The organism is Nocardia sp. CA-145437 (assembly GCF_050956485.1).
Taxonomy (GTDB): Bacteria; Actinomycetota; Actinomycetes; order Mycobacteriales; family Mycobacteriaceae; genus Nocardia.
Map to the genome: position 1 here is coordinate 5,976,155 of NZ_CP191204.1, position 20,165 is coordinate 5,996,319.

The window sequence follows — 20,165 nt, forward strand, 5'->3', positions numbered from 1 at the left end:
TGTTAAACAGAGCCGTTTCGATCTCGTTCGCGCAGTGCGGATCGAACCGCAAGTTTGCAGCGCACCGCAAGTCCAGCTTTCAGTGCCACCCGAAGTGGGGCTTGCCACCAGTGCGGATGCCGGTCGGCCTGGAAACGGTACGCGCTGGCGTGATGGGCGGGCAGCATGGTCTCCGGGTGACGACCCGCGGCATGCCCCTTGGCGTGCGTGACCTCGGCGGACGGCACGAAGACATTGTGCCAGCCCGCCCGGCCCATCCGGTCGCCGAAGTCGACATCCTCCATGTACATGAAGTAACGGGAGTCGAAACCGTCGATGGAATCGAAGGCCGCGCGACGCACCAGCAGGCAGGAACCCGACAGCCAGCCCACCGAACGCTCCGAGATGGCCTCGTTGTCCTGGCGGTAGCGCAGCGTCCACGGGTTCTTGGGCCAGATGCTGCCCAGGATGGCGTGGCCGGCGCCGTCGGCGATGCCCGGCACCGAGCGCGCGGACGGGTAGGTGCTGCCGTCCGGCTCGAGCACCTTGGGGCCCAGCGCACCGGCGCGCGGCCAGCGGCGGGCGGCGGCCAGCAGCTCGTCGATGGCGTCGGTGCTCCAGCGCACGTCCGGGTTGGCGATGACGATGAACTCGATGTCCGGGTCGATCTCGGCCACCGCGCGGTTGATCGCGCCGCCGTAGCCGATATTGCCGCCGGTGCGTAGCAGGCGCACGTGGGCGTTGGCCTCGGCGGCCAGTTCCGGGGAACCGTCGACCGAGCCGTTGTCGGCCAGGATGACCTGCGGCTTCTCACCGGTCGCGATGGCCAGGGTGCTGATGAAGTGTTCCAGGTGCTCGCCGGGCGAGTAGGTCACCGTGACGACTGCCAGCTGCGGTTTTTTCGCCGCGGCGGGGGGCTGTCCGACAGAATCCGAGGGGCTCACGGGGGCCCAGGATAGTCGGAGACGGCGGCCAGTGCGTCGTTCAGTGCCGACTTCCAGTCCCGCAGCGGCGACAGGCCGCCCGCGGCCCACGAATTGCCCGAAAGGACCGAATACGCCGGGCGCGGAGCGGGTCTCGGGAAATCCTCGGTGCCGCAGGGCCGTACGCGTTCGGGGTCCGCGCCGAGGCCCGCGAAGACCGCGCGGGCCAGATCGAACCAACTGGCTTGTCCGGCATTGGTGGCGTGCAGGATTCGGGGTACCCCGGGATTGACACCCGTCCCCAGCGTCCCCGCGAGTTCCAGCAGACCCGCCGCGAGATCGAAGGCGTAGGTGGGCGAGCCGATCTGGTCGTCCACCACCGTGATGGTGTCGCGCTCGCCCTCCAGCCGCCGCATGGTCGCCACGAAATCACCGGTGTCACCGGTGTAGACCCAGGCGGTCCGCACGATGCGCGCGTCCGGCGAATACTCCAGAACCGCTTGCTCGCCAGCGAGTTTCGTCCGCCCGTAGACCGTGGCCGGTCCGGTCGGATCGTCCGGTTCGTACGGGTGGGAGGCCGTGCCGGGAAACACGTAATCGGTGGAGACGTGAATGAGCCGTGCGCCGCGTTCGGCGCACACCCGGGCCAGCACGCCCGGCCCGGTGGCGTTCACCGCGAAGGCGGCCTCGGGCTCGGACTCGGCCTGATCGACAGCGGTGTAGGCCGCGCAGTTGATCAGTACGTCACCGGGTTTCACCAGTTCACGCACCGCGTCGGCGGCGGTGATGTCGAGATCGGCGTGGGCCAGGCCGCGCGCCCCGGGGGCGAGGGTGGTCAGCGCCCGGCCGAGCTGGCCGCGTGCTCCGGTCACCAGCAGCCGGGCGGTCTCGTGGCGCGGCTGTCCGGTGGTCGGGCTCACGTCGTCGGCAATCACGGCTGTCAGTGTGGCACGCCACGTCCGCCACCTCGCGAACCCGTCGCGACCTGTGGATTCATTCGGACAGACCGGGGTAATCGGGCGACATCGGCGCGACTCACGGAGTCCGGGCTACGGCAACTGAACGGTTACCGCCACTAGCCTGCAGGGTGGGGGTCTCCCATTCGATTCGACCTCGCTTGCCGGGGTCCAGTGGGCCGAGTTTGGAAAGGACAGTCGGTTGCCGGAGAGTGCCTGGGCATCCGTGCCGAAAGGGTCCCGCCCATCAGCGATGCGCCCGCGGCAGCGGGGCGGGCCGGGCCGGGCACTGGCGGCGCTGGCCGCGGTGCTGACCCTGACGGTGACCGGACTCGGCTGGCACAGCGTGGACCAGCTGGTGTCGGGCATCGAGCGGATCGGCAATCTGGGACTGGGCGGCGGCAAGTCCGACGGCGCGACCGACATCCTGATGGTCGGCATCGACTCACGCACCGACGCGCACGGAAATCCGCTCACCCAGGACGAATTGGCCATGCTGCACGCCGGCGACGACGGCGAGGGCGGACTCAATACCGACACCATCATCCTGATCCGGGTGCCCAACAACGGGCGGTCCGCCGTCGCCGTCTCCATCCCGCGCGACTCCTACGTGGACATCCCGGGCCTGGGCAAGGGAAAGATCAACTCCGCGTACGGCATCACCAAGTCGACCCTGCAGCAGAAGCTGATCGATCAGGGCGTCTCCCCCGCCGAGGCGGACAAGCGCTCCACCCAGGCCGGACGGCAGGCGCTGGTCAAGTCGGTGGCCGGGCTCACCGGCATCACCGTCGACCACTACGCCGAGGTCGGGCTGCTGGGCTTCGTGCTGCTCACCGACGCGGTCGGCGGGGTCGACGTGTGCCTGAACAACGTGGTGGACGAACCGCTCTCGGGCGCGGACTTCCCGTCCGGCAAGCAGAAGCTCGACGGCGCACAGGCTTTGAGTTTCGTGCGCCAGCGCCACGACCTGCCGCGCGGCGATATCGACCGGATCGTGCGCCAGCAGGTGTACATGGCGCAGCTGGTGCACCAGGTGCTCAGCGCCAAGGTGCTCGCCAGCCCCGGCCGGTTGAAGGAGCTCAGCGACGCGGTCGGCCGCACCGTGGTGCTCGACGACGACTGGGACGTGCTCAGCTTCCTGCACCAGCTGCAGGACCTGGCGGGCGGCGAGGTGAAGTTCGAGACCATTCCGGTCAAGGACCTCAACGGCTGGACCGACAACGGCGAATCCGTGGTCCGGGTGGATCCGACAGCCGTGCACAAGTACGTGACCGCCGCGGTCGGCGACGACGACGAGGACACCAAGGGCGACGGCGGCATCGAGCCGTCCACGGTCGTCGCCGACGTCTACAACGCCTCCGGCGCCGGCGGCCTGGCCGCGCAGGCCGCACAGGCGCTGGCGGCCAAGGGCTTCCGCACCGGCACGGTGGACAACTGGATCGGCGGGCCGGTGCAGAGCAGCCGGGTGCTGGCCGCCTCGGGCGGCGACCCCAAGGCGCGCGCGGTGGCGCAGGCGCTGGGCGGGCTGCCGGTGATGGCGGAGCCGGGACTGCCCGAGGGCTCGGTCCGGGTGGTGCTGGCGGGTGACTACTCTGGTCCGGGTTCGGCGAAGGGCAGCGTCACGTTCGATTTCTCCGGAACCGCGACCGCGACGCCCGTGCCCCCAGCCCCACCTATCGACGCCGGCACGAACGGACCGAAATGCGTGAACTGAACGAGACGCTCACCGAAGCGGTACTCGACCCCATCCTCGCCCGCGACCCCGCCGGGCCGCGCATCACCTATTACGACGACGCCACCGGCGCGCGCATCGAACTCTCCGCGCTCACGCTGGCCAACTGGGCGGCCAAGACCGCCAATATGATTCGCGACGAATTCGGGCTCACCTCCGGCGCCCGGGTGGCGGTCCTGCTGCCGGCGCACTGGCAGACCGCCGCGGTGCTGCTGGGCTGCTGGTGGGCGGGCGTCGAGGTGGTGCTGGACGCCGATCCGGACGCCGAACTGGCGCTGGTGACCGCCGACCGCATCGACGAGGCCGACGGTATCGCCGAGGTGGCCGCGCTCTCGCTGGACCCGATGGGCATGCCGGTGCGCGATCTGCCGATCGGCATCACCGACTACGCCACCTCGGTCCGCGTCCACGGCGACCAGTTCCGCCCGCACGGCATCGGCTGCGCCCTGGACGGCACCTCGGTCTCCGCCGTCCTCGACGAAGCCCGCAAATCGGCTGCCCGCCAGGGCTTCACCGCCGAGGACCGGGTCCTGTCCACCACGTCCTGGGACACCCCCGCCGAACTGATCGACGGCTTCGTCGCGGTACTGGCCGCCGGCGCCTCACTCGTCCAGGTCACCAACCCCGACCCCGCCGCCCAGGAGCGCCGCGTCGCCACCGAGCGCGTCACCGCCCAGCGCCGCTGACGATCCGCCGCCGGGCGATGGGGTTCCAGCGGCTGGCGTCGTCGGTCGACGTGGGATTCCAGCGGCTGCCGTCATCGGGCTACATGGGATTCCAGCGGCTGCCGTCATCGGGCTACATGGGATTCCAGCGGCTGCCGTCATCGGGCTACATGGGGTTTCAGGGGCTTGCCCCTGAGAGTTGCTCCTACCCCGGTAGGAGCACACTTTCCCTCCTCGGGATGTTTATCCACGGCAAGCGTTTACGTACCGTGGAATCATCCGATGACGAGGGAGTCCCGCGATGATGAGTCCCCGATACTGGGCCCGATGGATGGTCGAGCACGGTGCCCCGCGCTGGGGTCTGCGTTGGCAGGCCCGCCACGATGTTCCGTTCGCGAAACTGATCACCACGTCGGACGCGCTCCACGATCCGTATCCCCTGATCGAGGACATCCGTGCCCGCGGCCGCCTGGTGCACAACCCGTACACCTGGGCGACGGCCGACTACGAGCTGATCCGCGCCATCCTGCGCGATAACCGCTTCGGCGCGTTCGGCCCGGACGGCGTGGACATGCCCGCCTGGCTGCGCGATCGCCTGAAGCGGGCGCAGACGCCGCCGAATCCGGTGGAGCCGCCGTCCATGCTGATGATCGATCCGCCCGATCACACCCGCATCCGCAAGTCGGTGTCGGCGGCGTTCACCCCGCGCGCCATCGGCCGGCTGCGTGATCGGGTGGAGTCGGTGACCGCCGAACTGCTCGACGAGCTGCCGCCGGAGGGCTCGGCCGACCTGATCGCGGCCTTCGCCCAGCAGGTGCCGATCGCCATCATCACCGAGATGCTGGGTTTTCCGCAGGCGTCCCGCGACGAGTTCCTGAGCTGGGGTGACGCCGCCAGCCCGCTGCTGGACATCGGCATCTCGTGGCGGGCCTGGCGCGACGCGTACGCGGCCATGAGCGTGATGGACGAGTACCTGAACGGGCATCTGGCGAAGCTGCGGGCCACCCCGGGCGAGGACATCCTGTCCAGTCTGGTGACGGCCGGGGAGCTGAACGAGCGCGAGCTGAAGGCGACCGCGAGCCTGCTCATGGGCGCGGGGTTCGAGACCACCGTGAACCTGATCGGCAACGGCGTGGTCCAGCTGCTGTCGCACCCGGAGCAGCTGGCCATGCTGCGCGCGGATCCGGACCTGTGGCCGCAGGCGATCGACGAGATCCTGCGCTTCGACCCGCCGGTCACCATGACCGCGCGCATCGCCCTGGCCGACGCCGAGGTCGGCGATCAGCGGCTGGCGGCGGGCAGCGTCCTGGTGATGTCGCTGGCGGGCGCGAACCGCGATCCCCAGAAGTTCACCGACCCCAATCGGTTCGACATCACCCGCGCGAACGCCCGCGAGCACCTGACCTTCTCCAGCGGCATCCACACCTGTCTGGGCGCGAGCCTGGCCCGGATGGAGGGCGTGCACGCGCTGCGCGCGCTGTTCGACGCGTTCCCGGATCTGGCGCTGGCGGGCGCACCCGAACGCCGCCCGCTCTACACGCTGCACGGGTACGCGCACCTGCCCGCGCACCTGGGCCGCCGGGCCACCGCCACCGTGTAGCCCGCCGCGGTGGGGCGGGATCGGTTGCGGCTCAGTAGAAGCCGACGACGTCGTCGCCCCACACGGAGTTGCGGTCGCGGTCGGGATCGTCGACGACCCGGTCCACGCCGTCGATGACGAGCGTGGTCCGGGTGGCGGCGTGGTAGGGCGGCCAGTGCTTGGATCCGTCGATGGCGGCGGGCACGCCGTATTCGGCGAAGGCCAGCCAGCGGCGCATCACCCGGCCCGAAACCTCCTGCGCCGCTTTGCGTCCGCCGAGCCAGAAGGTCGGGTCGTAGTCGAAGGAGCCGAAATTGCCGAACACATACGGCAATTCGGTGGCGTGGCCCGCGCCGACCCGGGCCGCCTTGAGCATGGGGGTGGCATGGTCGAACCGGTACATCCAGGTCGGCGAGTGCGTGGAGTGCGCGTCGGCCACCCACTGCGCGGGCATCCGGAACGCGGCGTCGGTCGACATGATCATCGCGCCGCGCGACGTGCCCGCGGCGTAGGCGGCCGCGAACTCGGCGACGCGTTCGGGTGACAGGCCCGGATGCTCGGCGGCGACCGAACGCAGCATGGAGTTCACCGCGTCCGGGGTGACCGGCATGATCGGCGAGCGCAGCAGCCGGAACAGCGAGGATTCGTCCTTGTTGGTGCCGATGAGCAGCGGCACCCGATGCGACCGCCCCTGCTGGAAGCGCTCGCTCGGGTAGCCGGGCAGCACATCGCCGTCCACCACCGGCGCGGCGGCCAGGCGGCCCGGTTCCCGCGCGGGCACCTCGTCGAAGAGGGTTCCCGCCGCGGTCACCATGCGTTCGAGCGGCATGGTGAGCAGTTCGATAGCGCGATCGGGCGGCAGCTCCAGCAGCTCCAGATAGCGCTTGGCCACCACGGCGGCCCGCTCCGGACCGAAAACCGCTGTGGCGGGCGGTGATTGGGCGATAGCGCGATGAAACAGGCCCGCCGACAGCGGCGAGGTGAGCAGCGCGGTGACGCAGCCCGCGCCGGAGGATTCGCCGAAGATGGTGACATTGCCCGGGTCCCCGCCGAAGGCCGCGATATTGTCGCGCACCCAGGCCAGGGCCGCGATCTGGTCGTGCAGGCCCAGGTTCGGGACGAACTCCTCGCCCAGCGAGGACAGGTCCAGGAAGCCCAGGGCCCCGACCCGGTAGTTCACGCCGACCACGATCACCTGACCGGCCTCGGCGAGGCGGCGGCCGTCGTAGATGGCCTGGGCGGCGGTCCCCAGGCAGTAGGCGCCGCCGTGCAGCCACACCATGACCGGGCGGGGTTCGTCGACGGCGGCGGCCGGGGCCCAGACATTGAGCCACAGGCAGTTCTCGCCCATGCGCAGGTTGGCGTCGACGGGCACGAAGCCCGGGGTCTGCGGGGCGACGTCGCCGTAGCGCACGCATTCGCGGACGCCGGTCCAGGGTCGCGCGGGTTGCGGCAGGCGGAAGCGGTGGGGACCGGCCGTGCTGTCGGCGTAGGGAATGCCCCGCCAGACCGCGGCCGACCCGATGACGGCGCCGGACACGTCGCCGGACACCGTCCGTGCCACCGGCACCTCATCGCGTTCGGTCCGCTCGTCGAAGATCCGAGTGTTCACACGACACCTCCTCGTACTCCGTAAATCGAGGGTACTGGTGGTTCGCGGGTCGCCGGGCGATCATCGTCAGCGCGCCGCACGAGCTCGGCGGTGTGGTCTACGCTGGCCGGGTGCCGAGCTATGCGTATCGATGCCGCAGCTGCGGCGACACCTTCGAGCTGACCCGTCCGATGGCCGAGGCGTCCGCCCCCGCGACCTGCCCCGACGGCCACGACGACACCGTCAAGCTGCTGACCACCTTCGGAACCGTGAGCCGTGGCGGCGCCGCCCCGGTGTCCATGCCGGCCCCGCCGGCCGGCGGGGGTTGCTGCGGCGGCGGAGGCTGCTGCTAGCTCGCCGGTCCGGCGTTCTCGTCCGTCTTCTTGTCCGCGTGGCCCAGTGCGCGATCCGGGGCCACGCGGTCGCGGACGCGTTGTTTCAGCAGGGCGATATCGGGAAAACCGCCGTCGGCCTTGCGTTCCCAGATCTGCTCGCCGTCGACGGTGATGCGGAAGACGCCACCCTCGCCCGGAACCAGGGCGACCTCCGACAGGTCGGTGGCGAAGGTGGTCAGCAACTCCTGGGCCATCCAGCTCGCGCGGAGCAGCCAGCGGCACTGTGTGCAGTATTCGATCGCTACGCGAGGCATGTCCGCGACCCTATCCCGCCCCACCGACAGCGCCGCCCGCACCCGTCGGCGGCCCTCGGTACGCACCGCCCGCATCGTCCGAATCGGTGGCGGCGGAACGACTTCCGCGGCCGGCCCGGCCACGGCGTGACGCCCGGATCTGTCGGTGCCCTCGGATAGAAATATGTCAACCGAGGAAGGGGGATGGATGACCACCGCTTGGACCGCCGACCACATCGGCTCGCTCGCACCGGACGCCGCGTCGCTGACCGCCGCCCGCACATTGCGCGGCAAGTGGAGCGGCACCGGGATTCACGACACGGCGCTGTGGGGGCTGTGCAAGGGCAGCGGCAGCCGCCCGTACCAAACCATCGTCGACCTGGCCGGACCCGCGTACAAATGCACGTGCCCGAGCCGCAAGTTCCCGTGCAAGCACGCCCTGTCGCTGCTGCTGTCGTGGAGCGCGGGCGAGGTGCCCACCGCGGACGCCGTGGGCGATTTCGCGGCCGACTGGCTGGGCGGCCGGGCCGCCCGCGCCGCCAAGAAGGCCGCGCCCGAGGCCACGCCCGCGGCGAGCTCCGGGGCCACCGCCGATCAGCGCCGCGCCCGGGTCACCGCGGGCCTGGCCGACCTGGACACCTGGCTCACCGACCAGGTCCGCACCGGTCTGGCCCAGTCCGACCGTTCGATGCGCGCCTTCGAGACCGTGGCGGCGCGCATGGTCGACGCGCAGGCCCCCGGCGTGGCCGCCACCTTGCGCCAATTGCCGCTCGCCACAAGCCATTCCGACTGGCCCCGGCTACTGTTGCGCGAATACGCCCGGCTGCACCTGCTGGCGACCGCGCACACCCGCCTCGACGAGCTCTCCCCCGGCCTGCGCGCCAGCGTGCGCACCCATATCGGCTATCAGACCCCGGCCGACTCGGTCCGCGCCGAACCCGCGGTCCGCGACCGCTGGCAGGTGCTGGGCGTCCGCACCACCACCGAGGACGGCCTCTACACCCGCCGGGTCTGGCTGCGCGGACGGGCCTCGGGCCGCTGGGCCCTGATCCTGGACCACCACTACGGCAGTCCCGCCTTCCCCAACGACACCCGGGCCCCGGGGTTCCAGGTGGACGCGAACCTGCACTTCTATCCCGCCGCCGCGCCGCTGCGCGCCATCTGGGGCGACCGCCACGAGGACATTCCCGAACCCTTCACCACGATCCCGCTGCCGGGATTCACCGGCGAGAACAACCGCGGCGATTGTGCCGCGCCGATGGCGGCAGCTGCCCGCGACGGATCCGACACACACGTCCCCGACGTGGGCAGCCACCTGGCCGAGGCCACGTCGAACCAGGCCGAGGCGACGTCGAACCACGCCGAGCCGGTGTCGAACCAGACCGAGGCCATGTCGAACTACGCCGAGGCTTTGTCGAACCAGGCCAAGGCCGTGTCGAACGTGTCCAGCGCAGGGGCGAACGGGGACGCGACGAGGTCGGACTTGCGGCCGGGTGGTATCGCCGCCGCTCTGGATGAACAGGCGCGGGCGCTGGGAGCCGATCCGTTCCTGCGGTCGTGGCCGGTGCTGCTGGCCGATGTCGTTCCGGTTCGGGGCGAAAAGGGTTGGGAAATAGTGGAATCCGGGGGCGACACACTGCCGGTGTCGACGTCCGAGGGTGAGCCGTGGCGGCTGCTCGGGTTGTCCGGCGGGCACGCGGTCACCCTGTTGGCCGAGTGGACCGTCGACGGGCTAATTCCCGTCGCAGCGCTCGCCGACGGTGTGATGGTGGATGTCGGTGTGGCGCTGGGGACTCCGAACCCCGTCCGCGGCGGGATAGAGGACGCCGGTAGCGCCGAGCTGGTGTCGGCGGCGTTGGTGGGCACGGCACGACGGCAGGCGGACCTGTCGGGATTGGCCTCGCCCGTCACCTCGGCCGCGACCGCGCTGAGCGGGGATCCGGCGGTTGTTCTGCTGGAATCCATTGCGCTGCAGGATTGTTTCGCGCGCGGCGGCGTCACCGCCGGTTCCGGTGAGCGCGGCGCCGCCGCGTCCGATGACGAGCGGCCGTTGCTGCCCGCCGCCGCGGGAGCGCGGTTGGTCGACATGCTGTCGGACAATTCGTCGTTCCTCGAGGAGTGGTTCGCGCTGGCCGCGCCGCGGGATTTCCGCGCGCCGGACGGCCTGGTGAGCGTCCTGCTCGATCGCGCCAAAGCGCTCGCGCCGCATCGGGAGCCGCTGTTGCGGCTGGCCGGGGCGCGGGGACGGTGGCTGGCCGGGCAGCATCCGGGCTGGAAGTCCCTGGTGCGGGCGGCCGCCGAGGACGACAGCGTGTGGTCGCACGGCCGGACGACGGAACGGCGCAGCTGGCTGGCCCAGTTGCGGCAGCGCGATCCGGCGGCCGCGAGCGCCGTGCTGGCCGGATCGTGGGGCACCGAGTCCGGGCCCGGTAAGGCCGACCTGCTGGCGGTGCTCGCCGACGGGCTCTCGCCGGCCGACGAGCCGCTGCTCGAGACCGCGCTCGACGATCGGCGCGCGGAGGTGCGGCGGCTGGCCGCGGATCTGCTGGGGCGGCTGCCGGATTCGGCGTTCGCGCGACGGATGTCGCAGCGGGCGTCGGCCTGGCTGAGTTTCGGCGCGCGCCCGGTCACGCCGCTACTGGTCACCACCGGCCCCGGCGTGCTCGACGACGCGGCCCGCCGCGACGGGGTCGGGGATTCCTTCGGCTACACCGCCTACCGCGCCGGCGGCGCACCCGATCTGGCCACCGAATGGCTGCACCGGGTGGTGGCGGCCACGCCGCTGCGGCACTGGGAACGGCTGCTCGGGTCCCCCGAGGAGGCGGTCCGGGTGTCCATGGCCGACGGTGTGCGCGGACCCATGTTCGCGGGCTGGACCGATGCCGCACTGGCGCAGGGCGATCCGGCGTGGGCGCGGGCCCTGTTCGGGGCGATCTCCGGTCCGGCCGCCCGCGACGCCGATTCCGACAAGCTGCGCGCGCTGTTCGCGCTCCAGCCCGAGGCCGATCAGGTGCGGTACCTGCGCGGCCTGGATTCCAGCTGGCTCGCCGAGATCGAATCCCTGTTGCGCGCCATGCCCCGGCAGTGGCCCGGCCCGATGGCCGAGCACGTGCTGCGGCTGCTCACCGAGCGCGCTCAGCTGTGCGCCGACCGGCCGGGTGCGCCCAGCCTGGTGCCCGGCTCGTATCGGACGCTGTTCCGCGCGGCGTCCGCCCACTTCCCGGTGGAACTGGCCGGACTGGTGTCCGGTCTGGCCCGCCGCTGCGCGGATCCGTACTGGGAGCAGGCTTTCGACCAGCTCGCCCATGACCTCATTGAACGCAAGACGATGCTCGAGGAGTTGCAGTGACCATTGCTCAGGAAGTCACCATCGCTCAGGAACCGGACGCCCTGCTGCGCCCGCACGCCGAACAGGCCTTCGCCGACGAGCTGAAGGCCCTGGCCGCGGCCGACGACCGCCCACGGCCGCCCTCCTGGAACCTGTCGCCGTGGGCGGTGGTCACCTATCTGCTCGGTGGCACACTGTCCGACGGCACCGTGATCACGCCCAAGTACGTGGGCCCGCGCCGGATCATGGAGGTCGCGGTCGCCACCCTGGCCACCGACCGCGCGCTGCTGCTGATCGGCGTCCCCGGCACCGCGAAAACGTGGGTGTCGGAACATCTCTCGGCCGCCATCGCCGGGCATTCGACGCTGCTGGTGCAGGGCACCTCCGGTACCGCCGAGGAGGCCATCCGCTATGGCTGGAACTACGCCCGGCTGCTGGCCGAGGGTCCGAGCGAGGCGGCGCTAGTGCCCTCGCCGATCATGACCGCCATGCGCGCCGGGTCCATCGCCCGGCTCGAGGAGCTCACCCGCATCCCGTCGGATGTGCAGGACGCGCTGATCACGGTGCTGTCGGAGAAGACGCTGCCGGTGCCGGAACTGGGCACGGAGGTACAGGCGGCCAAGGGCTTCAATGTGATCGCCACCGCCAATGACCGCGACCGCGGCGTCAACGAGCTGTCCTCCGCGCTGCGCCGCCGGTTCAACACCGTGGTGCTGCCGCTGCCGGCCGGGGAGGACGAGGAGGTCTCCATCGTCACCCGCCGCGTCGAACAGCTCGGTGTCGCACTGGAACTGCCCGCCGTGCCCGCCGCCGCCGAGGAGATCCGCCGCGTGGTGCGGGTGTTCCGGGAACTGCGCTCGGGCATGACCGAGGACGGCCGCACCAAGCTCAAGTCGCCGACCGGCACACTGTCCACGGCCGAGGCGATCTCGGTGATCACCAATGGCCTCGCGCTGGCGGCGCACTTCGGCGACGGTGTGCTGCGGCCCGCCGATATCGCGGGCGCGGTGCTGGGCGCGGTCATCAAGGATCCGGTGGCCGACCAGGTGGTGTGGACCGAGTACCTGGAAGCCGTTGTGCGGCAGCGCGCGGACTGGGCGGACTTCTACCGCGCCTGCCGCGAGGTCCACCAATGACGGCCGCCACGATCCCGACCGACACCGCCGAGACCGCCCTGCCGAGCCAGAGCGTGGCTTCCACCGAGGCCGCAGGCCCGGCCGAGACGCGGGTGTTCGGCATCCGCCATCACGGCCCCGGGTCGGCGCGCTCGCTGGCGCTGGCGCTGGCGCGGTTCCGTCCCGACGCCATCCTCATCGAGGGCCCTTCGGACGCCGATCCACTGGTCGGTTACGTTGCGGCCGAGGGCATGTCACCGCCGGTGGCCCTGCTCGCCTATCAGCCCGACAGTCCCGCCAAGGCCGCGTTCTGGCCGTTCGCGACCTTCTCCCCGGAGTGGGTGGCGCTGCGGTACGCGGCGGAGAACGGTGTGACCGCGGGCTTCTGCGACCTGCCGGCCTCGATCTGCCTGGCCGTCGAGGACGAGCCGGGCGATCGGACCGACCCGCTCGGCATCCTGGCCTCGGCCGCCGGCTACGACGACGCCGAACGCTGGTGGGACGCCATCGTCGAATCCGCCTCGGACGCCGATATCTTCCCGGCGGTCAACGAGGCCATGGCGGCGCTGCGCGAACACGCGGAGGATCTTCCGGAGGTTTCGGAGGAAGCCGATTCCGCTGTCCCGGCCGAGGGGTCCGTGGCAACGGAGGAGGAGCCTTTCTCGGCCGCCACGGCGCGGATCACGGTGGACCCGCACACCCTGCGACGCGAGGCGCACATGCGCCAGATCATGCGAAAAGCCTTGAAGGACGGGGCGAAACGGCTGGCCGTGGTGTGCGGCGCGTGGCACGCGCCCGCGCTGGAGGGCAAGCTGGGCCCGGCCGCGGCCGATGCCCGGCTGCTCAAGGGCATGCCCAAGGGCAAGGCCACGCTGACCTGGGTGCCGTGGACGCATTCGCGGCTGGCGAGCTCGTCCGGCTACGGCGCGGGCATCACCTCCCCGGGCTGGTACCACCACCTGTTCACCGAGACCGACCAGCCGATCGCCCGCTGGCTCACCAAGGTGGCGGGCACCCTGCGCGCCCACGATCTGCCGGTGTCGAGCGCGCACATCATCGAATCCATCCGGCTGGCCGAGACTCTCGCGACCCTGCGGGAGCGGCCGCTGGCCGGACTGTCGGAGGTCACCGAGGCCACCCGGTCGGTGCTGTGCGACGGCGACGAGACCCTGTTGCGGCTGGTCAGCACCGAACTGGTGGTGGGCGAGGCGCTCGGGACGGTGCCCGAGGGCACGCCGACGGTGCCGCTGGAGGCGGACCTGCGGGCCCAGATCAAGACGCTGCGGCTCAAGCAGCAGGCCCTGGAGCGCACCGTCGACCTGGATCTGCGCACCGACGGCGGGCTCGCGAGATCGCGTCTGCTGCACCGGCTCCGGCTGCTGGGCATCGAGTGGGGGCGGCTGACCGACAGCCAGGTCCGCAACGCGGGCACCTTCCGCGAGACCTGGACCCTGCGCTGGCGGCCGGAACTGGCGATCGCGATCGTGGAGGCGTCGCGCTGGGGCACCACCCTGCGGTCGGCCGCCGAGGCGAAGATCCTCGACGCCGCCCGGGATCCGGACGCCACGGTCGGGAAGGTGGCGTCCGCATTGGAGGAGGCCCTGCTGGCCGATCTCGGCGGGGCCACCGACGGACTGATCGCCCGGCTGGAAACCGTAGCGGCCCTGGATCACGATGTCACCCACCTGATGTCGGCGCTGCCCGGCCTGCTGCGCATCGCCCGCTACGGCGATGTGCGCGGCACCGACGGCGCGGCGCTGACCCGGGTGGCGGACAGCCTGCTGGTCCGCAGTTGCGCCGGTCTGCCGGGCGCGGTGACCGGACTCGACGCCGACGCGGCCGCCGCGCTGCGCAGCCGGATCGACGCGGTGCACCTGGCGCTGTCGAACCGCGACGACGAATGGGCCTCGAAGACTTGGTTGTCCACCCTCGAGACGCTGGCCGATCGCGACGACGTCAACGGCGGCATCGTCGGCCGCGCCGTGCGGCTGCTCTGCGACGCCGAGCGCATCGGCGACGAGGAGTCCGGCCGCCGACTATCCGCGGCGCTGTCGGTCGGCCGCACCGCGCCGGACAAGGCGGCCTGGATCGACGGCTTCCTCGGCGGCCGCGGCCTGCTGCTGGTGCACGACCGAAACCTGTTGTCGCTCATCGACGGCTGGCTGGGTGGCCTCGACGAGGACCAGTTCGTGGCCACCCTGCCCCTGCTGCGCCGGACCTTCGGCGCGTTCGAGGCCGGGGAGCGGCAGGCCATCGGCCAGGCTGTCCGTCACGGCGCGCCGATAACTGCGGCCACCGGCGGGACCGAGTACGACGCGACCCGCGGAACGCTGGCCATGCGGGCGGCGGCCGAGATCCTCGGAGTGGCCTGATGAGCCCGCGCGGCGGTGGCCGGAGCCGGCCCGGCCCGGAGCACGACTCCGCTTGGGGCACAACCAGTTACCACTCATACTTATCGTGGGGGATGGCATGAACGAGATCGACGAAGCGCAGCTGCGGCGGTGGCGGCTGGTGCTTGGCAGCGCCGGGGAGGCCGGGCTCGGCTGCGGCGGCCTGAGCAACCCCGACGATCAGGCGATGGACCGCGCGCTGGGGTCGCTCTACGACTCCGGGCAGGGCGGGAGCGGACGGCGCTCGGGCGGGCTCGGCGGGTCCGCGCCGCAGGTGTCGCGGTGGCTGGGCGATATTCGCCGCTACTTCCCCTCGACCGTGGTGGAGGTGATGCAACGGGACGCGGTGGATCGGCTCAACCTCACCGAATTGCTGCTGGAGCCCGAGCTTCTGGAAGCGGTCGAACCGGATGTGCACCTGGTCGGAACGCTGCTGAGCCTGAACCGGGTGATGCCGGAGACCACCAAGGCCACCGCGCGCATGGTGGTGGAGAAGGTGGTCAAGGAGATCGAGCGGCGGATCGCGGCGCAGACCGTGGCCGCCGTGGGCGGCGCGCTGAACCGGGCGGCCCGGGTGTCGCGCCCCAAACTGCGGGACATCGACTGGGACCGAACGATTCGCAAGAACCTGGCGAACTATCTGCCCGATCACCGAACCGTGGTGCCCGAGCGACTGGTCGGGTACGGCCGCAAGGCACAGGCGGTGAAGCGGGACGTGGTGCTGGCCATCGACCAGTCCGGGTCGATGGCGTCGAGTGTGGTGTACGCGTCGGTGTTCGGCGCGGTGCTGGCGTCCATGCGGTCGCTGCGCACCTCGCTGGTGGTGTTCGACACCGCCGTCGTGGATCTCACCGAGAAGCTGTCGGATCCGGTGGAGGTGTTGTTCGGCACCCAGCTGGGCGGCGGCACCGATATCAATCGGGCCATCGCGTACTCGCAATCGCTCATCACCCGCCCGGCCGATTCGCTGTTCGTGCTGATCTCCGATCTCTACGAGGGCGGAGTCCGAGCGGAGATGCTGCGGCGCATTCGCGCCATGAAGGAATCGGGGGTGCAGGTGGTGGTGTTGCTGGCGCTGTCGGACGAGGGCGCCCCGGCCTACGACCGCGACAACGCGGCGGCGCTGACCGCCCTGGGTGTGCCCGCTTTCGCGTGCACCCCGGACAAGTTCCCGGACCTGCTCGCGGTGGCCTTGGACCGCGGTGACGTGCAAGCTTGGGCGCATCTCAACGCGGGTTGAGGGCTGGTCAGCGACAATCGATCGGTGTCGGGCACTTGATAGGCTGCCTGGCGGATTCAGGCTCGTGGCAGATTTGGTTTCGGGAAGCGGGTGCTTGGTTTGCGCTCTGGTGATGTGTTCGCCGGTTACGTCATCGAACGCGAGCTCGGCCGTGGCGGCATGGGCTCGGTGTATCTGGCCAAGCACCCGCGGCTGCCCCGGATGACCGCCCTCAAGCTGCTCAATCAGGAGATGTTCTCCGACGACGAGATTCGCGCCCGCTTCATCCGCGAGGCGGATCTCGTCGCCCGGCTGGACCACCCGAATATCGTCACCGTCTACGACCGCGGCGACGAGGGCGAGCAGCTGTGGATCTCGATGCAGTTCATCGACGGCGTGAACGCCTCCTCCATCAGCCCCGGCACGCTGCCGCCGCTGCGGGCGGTCCAGATCATCACCGAGACCGCCAAGGCCCTCGACTACGCGCACGGCCTCAATGTCCTGCACCGGGACGTGAAGCCGGCCAATATCCTGCTGGCCCGCTCGTCTTCCAAGACCGGCTCCAGCGAGCGGGTCTACCTGACCGACTTCGGTATCGCCCGCCTGCGTGACGACACCGGGCATCTGACCCAGACCGGCACCGTCACCGCCACTCTCGCCTACGCCTCCCCCGAGCAGCTGACCGGCGCGTCCCTCGACGGCCGCTCCGACCAGTATTCGCTGGCCTGCACGCTGTTCCAGCTGCTCACCGGCGCGGTCCCGTTCGAGGGCACCAGCCCGGCCGCCGTCATCCGCGGCCACCTGCAGCAGCCGCCGCCCCCGGCCAGCCCGCTGCGCCAGGCCCTGCCGCGGGCCATCGACGCCGTCCTGGCCAAGGCTCTGGCCAAGCGTCCCGCCGACCGCTACCGCTCGTGCGTCGAATTCGCCACGGCCGCCGAACGAGCCCTCTCGGCTCCGGCCGCCCCGCCGCGTCCCCCGACGCCCGCGCACCCCCAGCCGATCGTGGCCCCGCGCCCGCCGACCCCGGCCCGCCCGCAGCCGGTGATCCAGCGCCCGCCGACGCCCACCCCGTCGACCCCGCGCCCGCTGGTCGGCCCCGGCCCCGCCTACACCAATCAGGGCCCCGCGTACCCGTCGCCGCCGACGTCGGGCCCGTCGTACCCGAACCAGCAGGCCCCGTCGTACCCGCACCACCCGATCCACAACCAGCAGACCTCGACGCCCGCGTACCCGAACCAGCCCGCGCCGCAACATTTCACGAGTCAGCAGGGTCCGTCGTACCAGCCGCCGCAGACCTACGCCCACCATGCCCCGCAAACGTATTACGCTCCTCGGCAACGCAATTCGAACAGCACCGCCTGGTTGATCGCCGCTATCGTCACGGTGCTGGTCATCGTCATCATCGTGATCGCGGTGATCGTCAAGGGCAGCAAGTCCAAGGCCGACGCCCCGCTGCAGCCCGACACCATCGTGTACTCGGCCTTCACCGACCATCGCACGCCCGAGAGCGTCCTCGGCGACCAGGCCTTCCGCATCACCCTGTGAGACCTGGGGGATCTCCCCCACCCGGATTCCAGGGATCCGCCGGATTACCCGGGGCCGCACGCGGACCTAGCGTTCAACCATGGTCAAACGCTGTGCCGCCGCCCTCGGAGCTCTACTGATCGCCGGGACGGCCGTCGGTTGCACCCAGCCCGCGGAGTCCTCCGTCGCTCAGCGGTTGCGCCAGGACGCCGAGGCGATCCACGCTCTCGGCATCAGCGGCGTGCAGGCCCGCGTCATCGAGCCCGACGGCACGCACTCGGTCGCCACCAGCGGGACGGCCGACCTGGCGACGAGCGACCCCGTCCCGTCCGACGGGTACTTCCGGATGGCCAGCACCGCCAAGACACTCGTCGCCACCGTGGTCCTGCAACTGGCGGGCGAGGGCTCGCTCACCCTCGACGACACCGTCGAACGGTGGCTGCCGGATGTGGTGCGGGGCAACGGGAACGACGGCACCCGGATCACCCTCCGCCAGCTGTTGCAGCACACCAGCGGTATTCACGACGACCTGCCGGGGTACGCCACACCCGGCGAGTACTACCGGCAGCGCTACGACACCTACACCCCCGCCCAGCTGATCGCCCGGGCGATGGCCCACGCGCCCGACTTCGCGCCCGGCTCGAACTGGCAGTACTCCAATACCGGCTACATCCTGCTCGCCGAGATCATCCAGCGCGCCACCGGCCGACCCGCTCACACCGAGATCGAGAACCGCATCGTCACACCGCTCCGCCTGCACGGAACCCGGTGGCTCGGCGACTCGCCCACTCTCCCGCAGCCGCACGCCCGCGCCTACCAGTTCTTCGGCCCCGGTTCCGAAGTCGACGTCACCGACCAGATCGCGCTGGAACCGGAGAACCTCTCCTGGGTGACCACCACCGAGGACGAGAACACCTTCTTCCGAGCCCTGCTCGGCGGCCGCCTGCTCCCGGCCGACCGGCTGGCGGAGATGAAGCGGACCGTGCCGGTGAGCGGGGACCTCGAAACCATGTGGCCGGGTGGCCGATACGGCCTCGGTCTCGCCGAACGCCCGTTGAGCTGCGGCGGCGCCTACTGGTCCCACGAGGGCGGCGACGGCGGCTACATCACCCTCAATGGCGTCACCGGCGACGGCGCCCGCAGCGCCGTGGTCTCCATGTCGGAGGCCCTCGGCGACACCCCGGAGCACATCCTGGCGCAGGAATCCGCGGCCGCCACCCTGATCGACCACGCCCTGTGCCCGTAACCGAACACTGTTATCGTCTGCCTGTACTGCGGTTTCGGTGCTGGCCAGGACGATGGAGCGAGGGCTGCGGGCGTGGATGTCGGAGCCGGGCGGGGCGATCGGGCGGCCGAGGTTCGCCTCAGCACGATCGCCCGTGAGTGGGGGCGGATCGGGTGCATCGGATTCGGCGGACCGCCCACGCACATAGCGCTGCTGCGGCGGCTGTGCGTCGAGGAGCGGAAGTGGATCGCGCCCAGCGAGTTCGAGGACGCGATCGCGGCGACGAATCTGCTGCCGGGCCCGGCGTCCACCCAGCTGGCCATCTTCTCGGCGTGGCGACTGCGGGGAACGGCCGGGGCGCTGGTGGGCGGGGTGTGCTTCATCGTGCCCGGTCTCGTGGTCATTCTGGCGTTGGCGGCGTTCTTCCTCGCCGGCGGCGTGCCGCGCTGGGCGCTCGGCGCGGCGGCCGGTGCGGGGGCGGCCGTGGCGGCGGTGGCCGTCCACGCCGGCGTCGGATTGGTGCCCGCCAGCTGGCAGCGCGCCGGAACGGAGCGGGCGTCCCGCCTGCGCTGGATCGCTTACCTGGTGGTGGGCGCGCTCGCCGCGGCCTTGATCGGTCCGTGGCTGGTGCTCGTCCTCGTCGCCGCGGGTCTCCTGGAAGTTGTTGTCCGTACCGGCATTCCGGGCCGATCGACCTCGCCGGCGGCACCGCTGCCCTTGGCGTTCACCGTGCCCACCCTCGGCGGTCTGGCGGCCGTGAGCTGGGTCGCCTTCAAGGTCGGCGCCCTGTCCTACGGCGGCGGCTTCGTCATCATCCCGCTCATGCAGTCCGACGCGGTCACCCACTATCACTGGATGACCGACGCCCAATTCCTCAATGCCGTTGCCCTGGGCCAGATCACCCCGGGTCCGGTCGTGCAGACGGTCGCGGTGGTCGGCTACGCCGCCGCGGGCATCCCCGGCGGCCTGCTCGCCGCCCTGGTGGCCTTCACCCCGTCATTCCTGTTCGTCCTCTTCGGCGGCCCTCGTTTCGACCAGCTCCGTGAAAACCCCCGAGTCCTGGCTTTTCTCGCGGGCGCCGGCCCGGCCGTCATCGGCGCCATCCTCGGCTCCGCCATCCCCCTCGCCCTGGCCCTTCAGCATGCCTGGCAGTTCGCCGTCCTGGCCGCGGCCGCCGTCTTCCTCCTGGTCGCCCGTCGTGGCGTGGTCAGCACCCTGCTGACCGCCGCCGCCATCGGAATCGCCGCCGCCGCGGTGGGTCTCCCGATCACCTGACCGCCGATCACCTGACCGCAAAGCAAAGGGCCGACG

General features: G+C 71.1%; 15 protein-coding genes. 11 read left to right on the forward strand and 4 right to left on the reverse strand.

The annotated features are described in order from the left end of the window. Positions 1-2 precede the first annotated feature (2 nt). Complete coding sequence (locus ACQPYY_RS27810; RefSeq protein ID WP_379094003.1) at positions 3-923, reverse strand: glycosyltransferase family 2 protein; 921 nt, start codon at positions 921-923, stop codon at positions 3-5. After that, entirely contained in the window at positions 920-1,837 is a 918-nt protein-coding gene (gene rfbD / locus ACQPYY_RS27815; protein WP_433591572.1) for a dTDP-4-dehydrorhamnose reductase, read from the reverse strand. Before rfbD ends, ACQPYY_RS27810 begins: the two co-directional genes overlap by 4 nt. Positions 1,838-2,111: 274 nt before the next feature. On the opposite strand from rfbD, the gene ACQPYY_RS27820 reads away from it, so the two are divergent. The 3 genes from ACQPYY_RS27820 (at position 2,112) to ACQPYY_RS27830 (ending at position 5,855) form a co-directional block, all read left to right on the forward strand. Next, positions 2,112-3,572: an LCP family protein gene (locus ACQPYY_RS27820; protein ID WP_433591573.1), complete on the forward strand. Its 1,461-nt coding sequence runs from the start codon at positions 2,112-2,114 to the stop codon at positions 3,570-3,572. Next, positions 3,560-4,276, forward strand: a complete 717-nt coding sequence (locus ACQPYY_RS27825; RefSeq protein WP_433591574.1) for a TIGR03089 family protein — start codon at positions 3,560-3,562, stop codon at positions 4,274-4,276. The genes ACQPYY_RS27820 and ACQPYY_RS27825 overlap by 13 nt, the downstream gene beginning before the upstream one ends. 283 nt (positions 4,277-4,559) lie before the next feature. Beyond that, a complete protein-coding gene (locus ACQPYY_RS27830) occupies positions 4,560-5,855 on the forward strand; it encodes a cytochrome P450 (protein ID WP_379095803.1) in 1,296 nt (431 codons plus the stop codon). A 31-nt stretch (positions 5,856-5,886) separates the two neighbouring features. Here the strand turns inward: ACQPYY_RS27830 and ACQPYY_RS27835 are convergent, their stop codons facing one another. Then, a complete protein-coding gene (locus ACQPYY_RS27835; protein WP_433591575.1) occupies positions 5,887-7,446 on the reverse strand; it encodes a carboxylesterase/lipase family protein in 1,560 nt (519 codons plus the stop codon). A 110-nt stretch (positions 7,447-7,556) separates the two neighbouring features. Here ACQPYY_RS27835 and ACQPYY_RS27840 point away from each other — a divergent pair, with 110 nt between their 5' ends. Continuing rightward, on the forward strand, positions 7,557-7,778 hold the full coding sequence (locus ACQPYY_RS27840) for an FmdB family zinc ribbon protein (RefSeq protein ID WP_379093988.1): 222 nt from the start codon (positions 7,557-7,559) through the stop codon (positions 7,776-7,778). On the opposite strand, the gene ACQPYY_RS27845 is transcribed toward ACQPYY_RS27840, so the two are convergent. Then, the gene (locus tag ACQPYY_RS27845; protein ID WP_433591576.1) at positions 7,775-8,074 is read right to left on the reverse strand and encodes a SelT/SelW/SelH family protein; all 300 of its coding nucleotides are present in this window, start codon (positions 8,072-8,074) and stop codon (positions 7,775-7,777) included. The two genes, ACQPYY_RS27840 and ACQPYY_RS27845, sit on opposite strands and share 4 nt — an antisense overlap. Before the next feature lie 187 nt (positions 8,075-8,261). Between ACQPYY_RS27845 and ACQPYY_RS27850 the strand changes: the two genes are divergently transcribed. The 7 genes from ACQPYY_RS27850 to chrA all read left to right on the forward strand — a co-directional run bounded on the left by ACQPYY_RS27850 (position 8,262) and on the right by chrA (position 20,129). Continuing rightward, complete coding sequence (locus ACQPYY_RS27850) at positions 8,262-11,402, forward strand: DUF5691 domain-containing protein (protein WP_433591577.1); 3,141 nt, start codon at positions 8,262-8,264, stop codon at positions 11,400-11,402. A gap of 2 nt (positions 11,403-11,404) precedes the next feature. Next, positions 11,405-12,517, forward strand: a complete 1,113-nt coding sequence (locus ACQPYY_RS27855) for an ATP-binding protein (protein ID WP_433594749.1) — start codon at positions 11,405-11,407, stop codon at positions 12,515-12,517. After that, positions 12,514-14,868 (forward strand): DUF5682 family protein, encoded by a 2,355-nt coding sequence (locus ACQPYY_RS27860; RefSeq protein WP_433591578.1) that lies wholly within the window; start codon positions 12,514-12,516, stop codon positions 14,866-14,868. Before ACQPYY_RS27855 ends, ACQPYY_RS27860 begins: the two co-directional genes overlap by 4 nt. 97 nt (positions 14,869-14,965) lie before the next feature. Beyond that, a complete protein-coding gene (locus ACQPYY_RS27865; RefSeq protein ID WP_433591580.1) occupies positions 14,966-16,126 on the forward strand; it encodes a VWA domain-containing protein in 1,161 nt (386 codons plus the stop codon). A 99-nt stretch (positions 16,127-16,225) separates the two neighbouring features. Next, positions 16,226-17,650: a protein kinase domain-containing protein gene (locus ACQPYY_RS27870; protein WP_433591581.1), complete on the forward strand. Its 1,425-nt coding sequence runs from the start codon at positions 16,226-16,228 to the stop codon at positions 17,648-17,650. A 79-nt stretch (positions 17,651-17,729) separates the two neighbouring features. After that, complete coding sequence (locus ACQPYY_RS27875; RefSeq protein WP_433591582.1) at positions 17,730-18,875, forward strand: serine hydrolase domain-containing protein; 1,146 nt, start codon at positions 17,730-17,732, stop codon at positions 18,873-18,875. 72 nt (positions 18,876-18,947) lie between these two features. After that, on the forward strand, positions 18,948-20,129 hold the full coding sequence (gene chrA / locus ACQPYY_RS27880; RefSeq protein ID WP_433591583.1) for a chromate efflux transporter: 1,182 nt from the start codon (positions 18,948-18,950) through the stop codon (positions 20,127-20,129). Positions 20,130-20,165: the final 36 nt, after the last annotated feature.

What these genes read in the sequence shown, in the direction of transcription:
- ACQPYY_RS27845 (WP_433591576.1), bottom strand. Translation starts at nt 8,074, where the DNA reads ATGCCTCGCGTAGCGATCGAATACTGCACACAGTGCCGCTGGCTGCTC.
- ACQPYY_RS27825 (WP_433591574.1), top strand. Translation starts at nt 3,560, where the DNA reads ATGCGTGAACTGAACGAGACGCTCACCGAAGCGGTACTCGACCCCATC.
- ACQPYY_RS27865 (WP_433591580.1), top strand. Translation starts at nt 14,966, where the DNA reads ATGAACGAGATCGACGAAGCGCAGCTGCGGCGGTGGCGGCTGGTGCTT.
- ACQPYY_RS27830 (WP_379095803.1), top strand. Translation starts at nt 4,560, where the DNA reads ATGAGTCCCCGATACTGGGCCCGATGGATGGTCGAGCACGGTGCCCCG.
- ACQPYY_RS27860 (WP_433591578.1), top strand. Translation starts at nt 12,514, where the DNA reads ATGACGGCCGCCACGATCCCGACCGACACCGCCGAGACCGCCCTGCCG.
- ACQPYY_RS27820 (WP_433591573.1), top strand. Translation starts at nt 2,112, where the DNA reads ATGCGCCCGCGGCAGCGGGGCGGGCCGGGCCGGGCACTGGCGGCGCTG.
- ACQPYY_RS27850 (WP_433591577.1), top strand. Translation starts at nt 8,262, where the DNA reads ATGACCACCGCTTGGACCGCCGACCACATCGGCTCGCTCGCACCGGAC.
- ACQPYY_RS27875 (WP_433591582.1), top strand. Translation starts at nt 17,730, where the DNA reads ATGGTCAAACGCTGTGCCGCCGCCCTCGGAGCTCTACTGATCGCCGGG.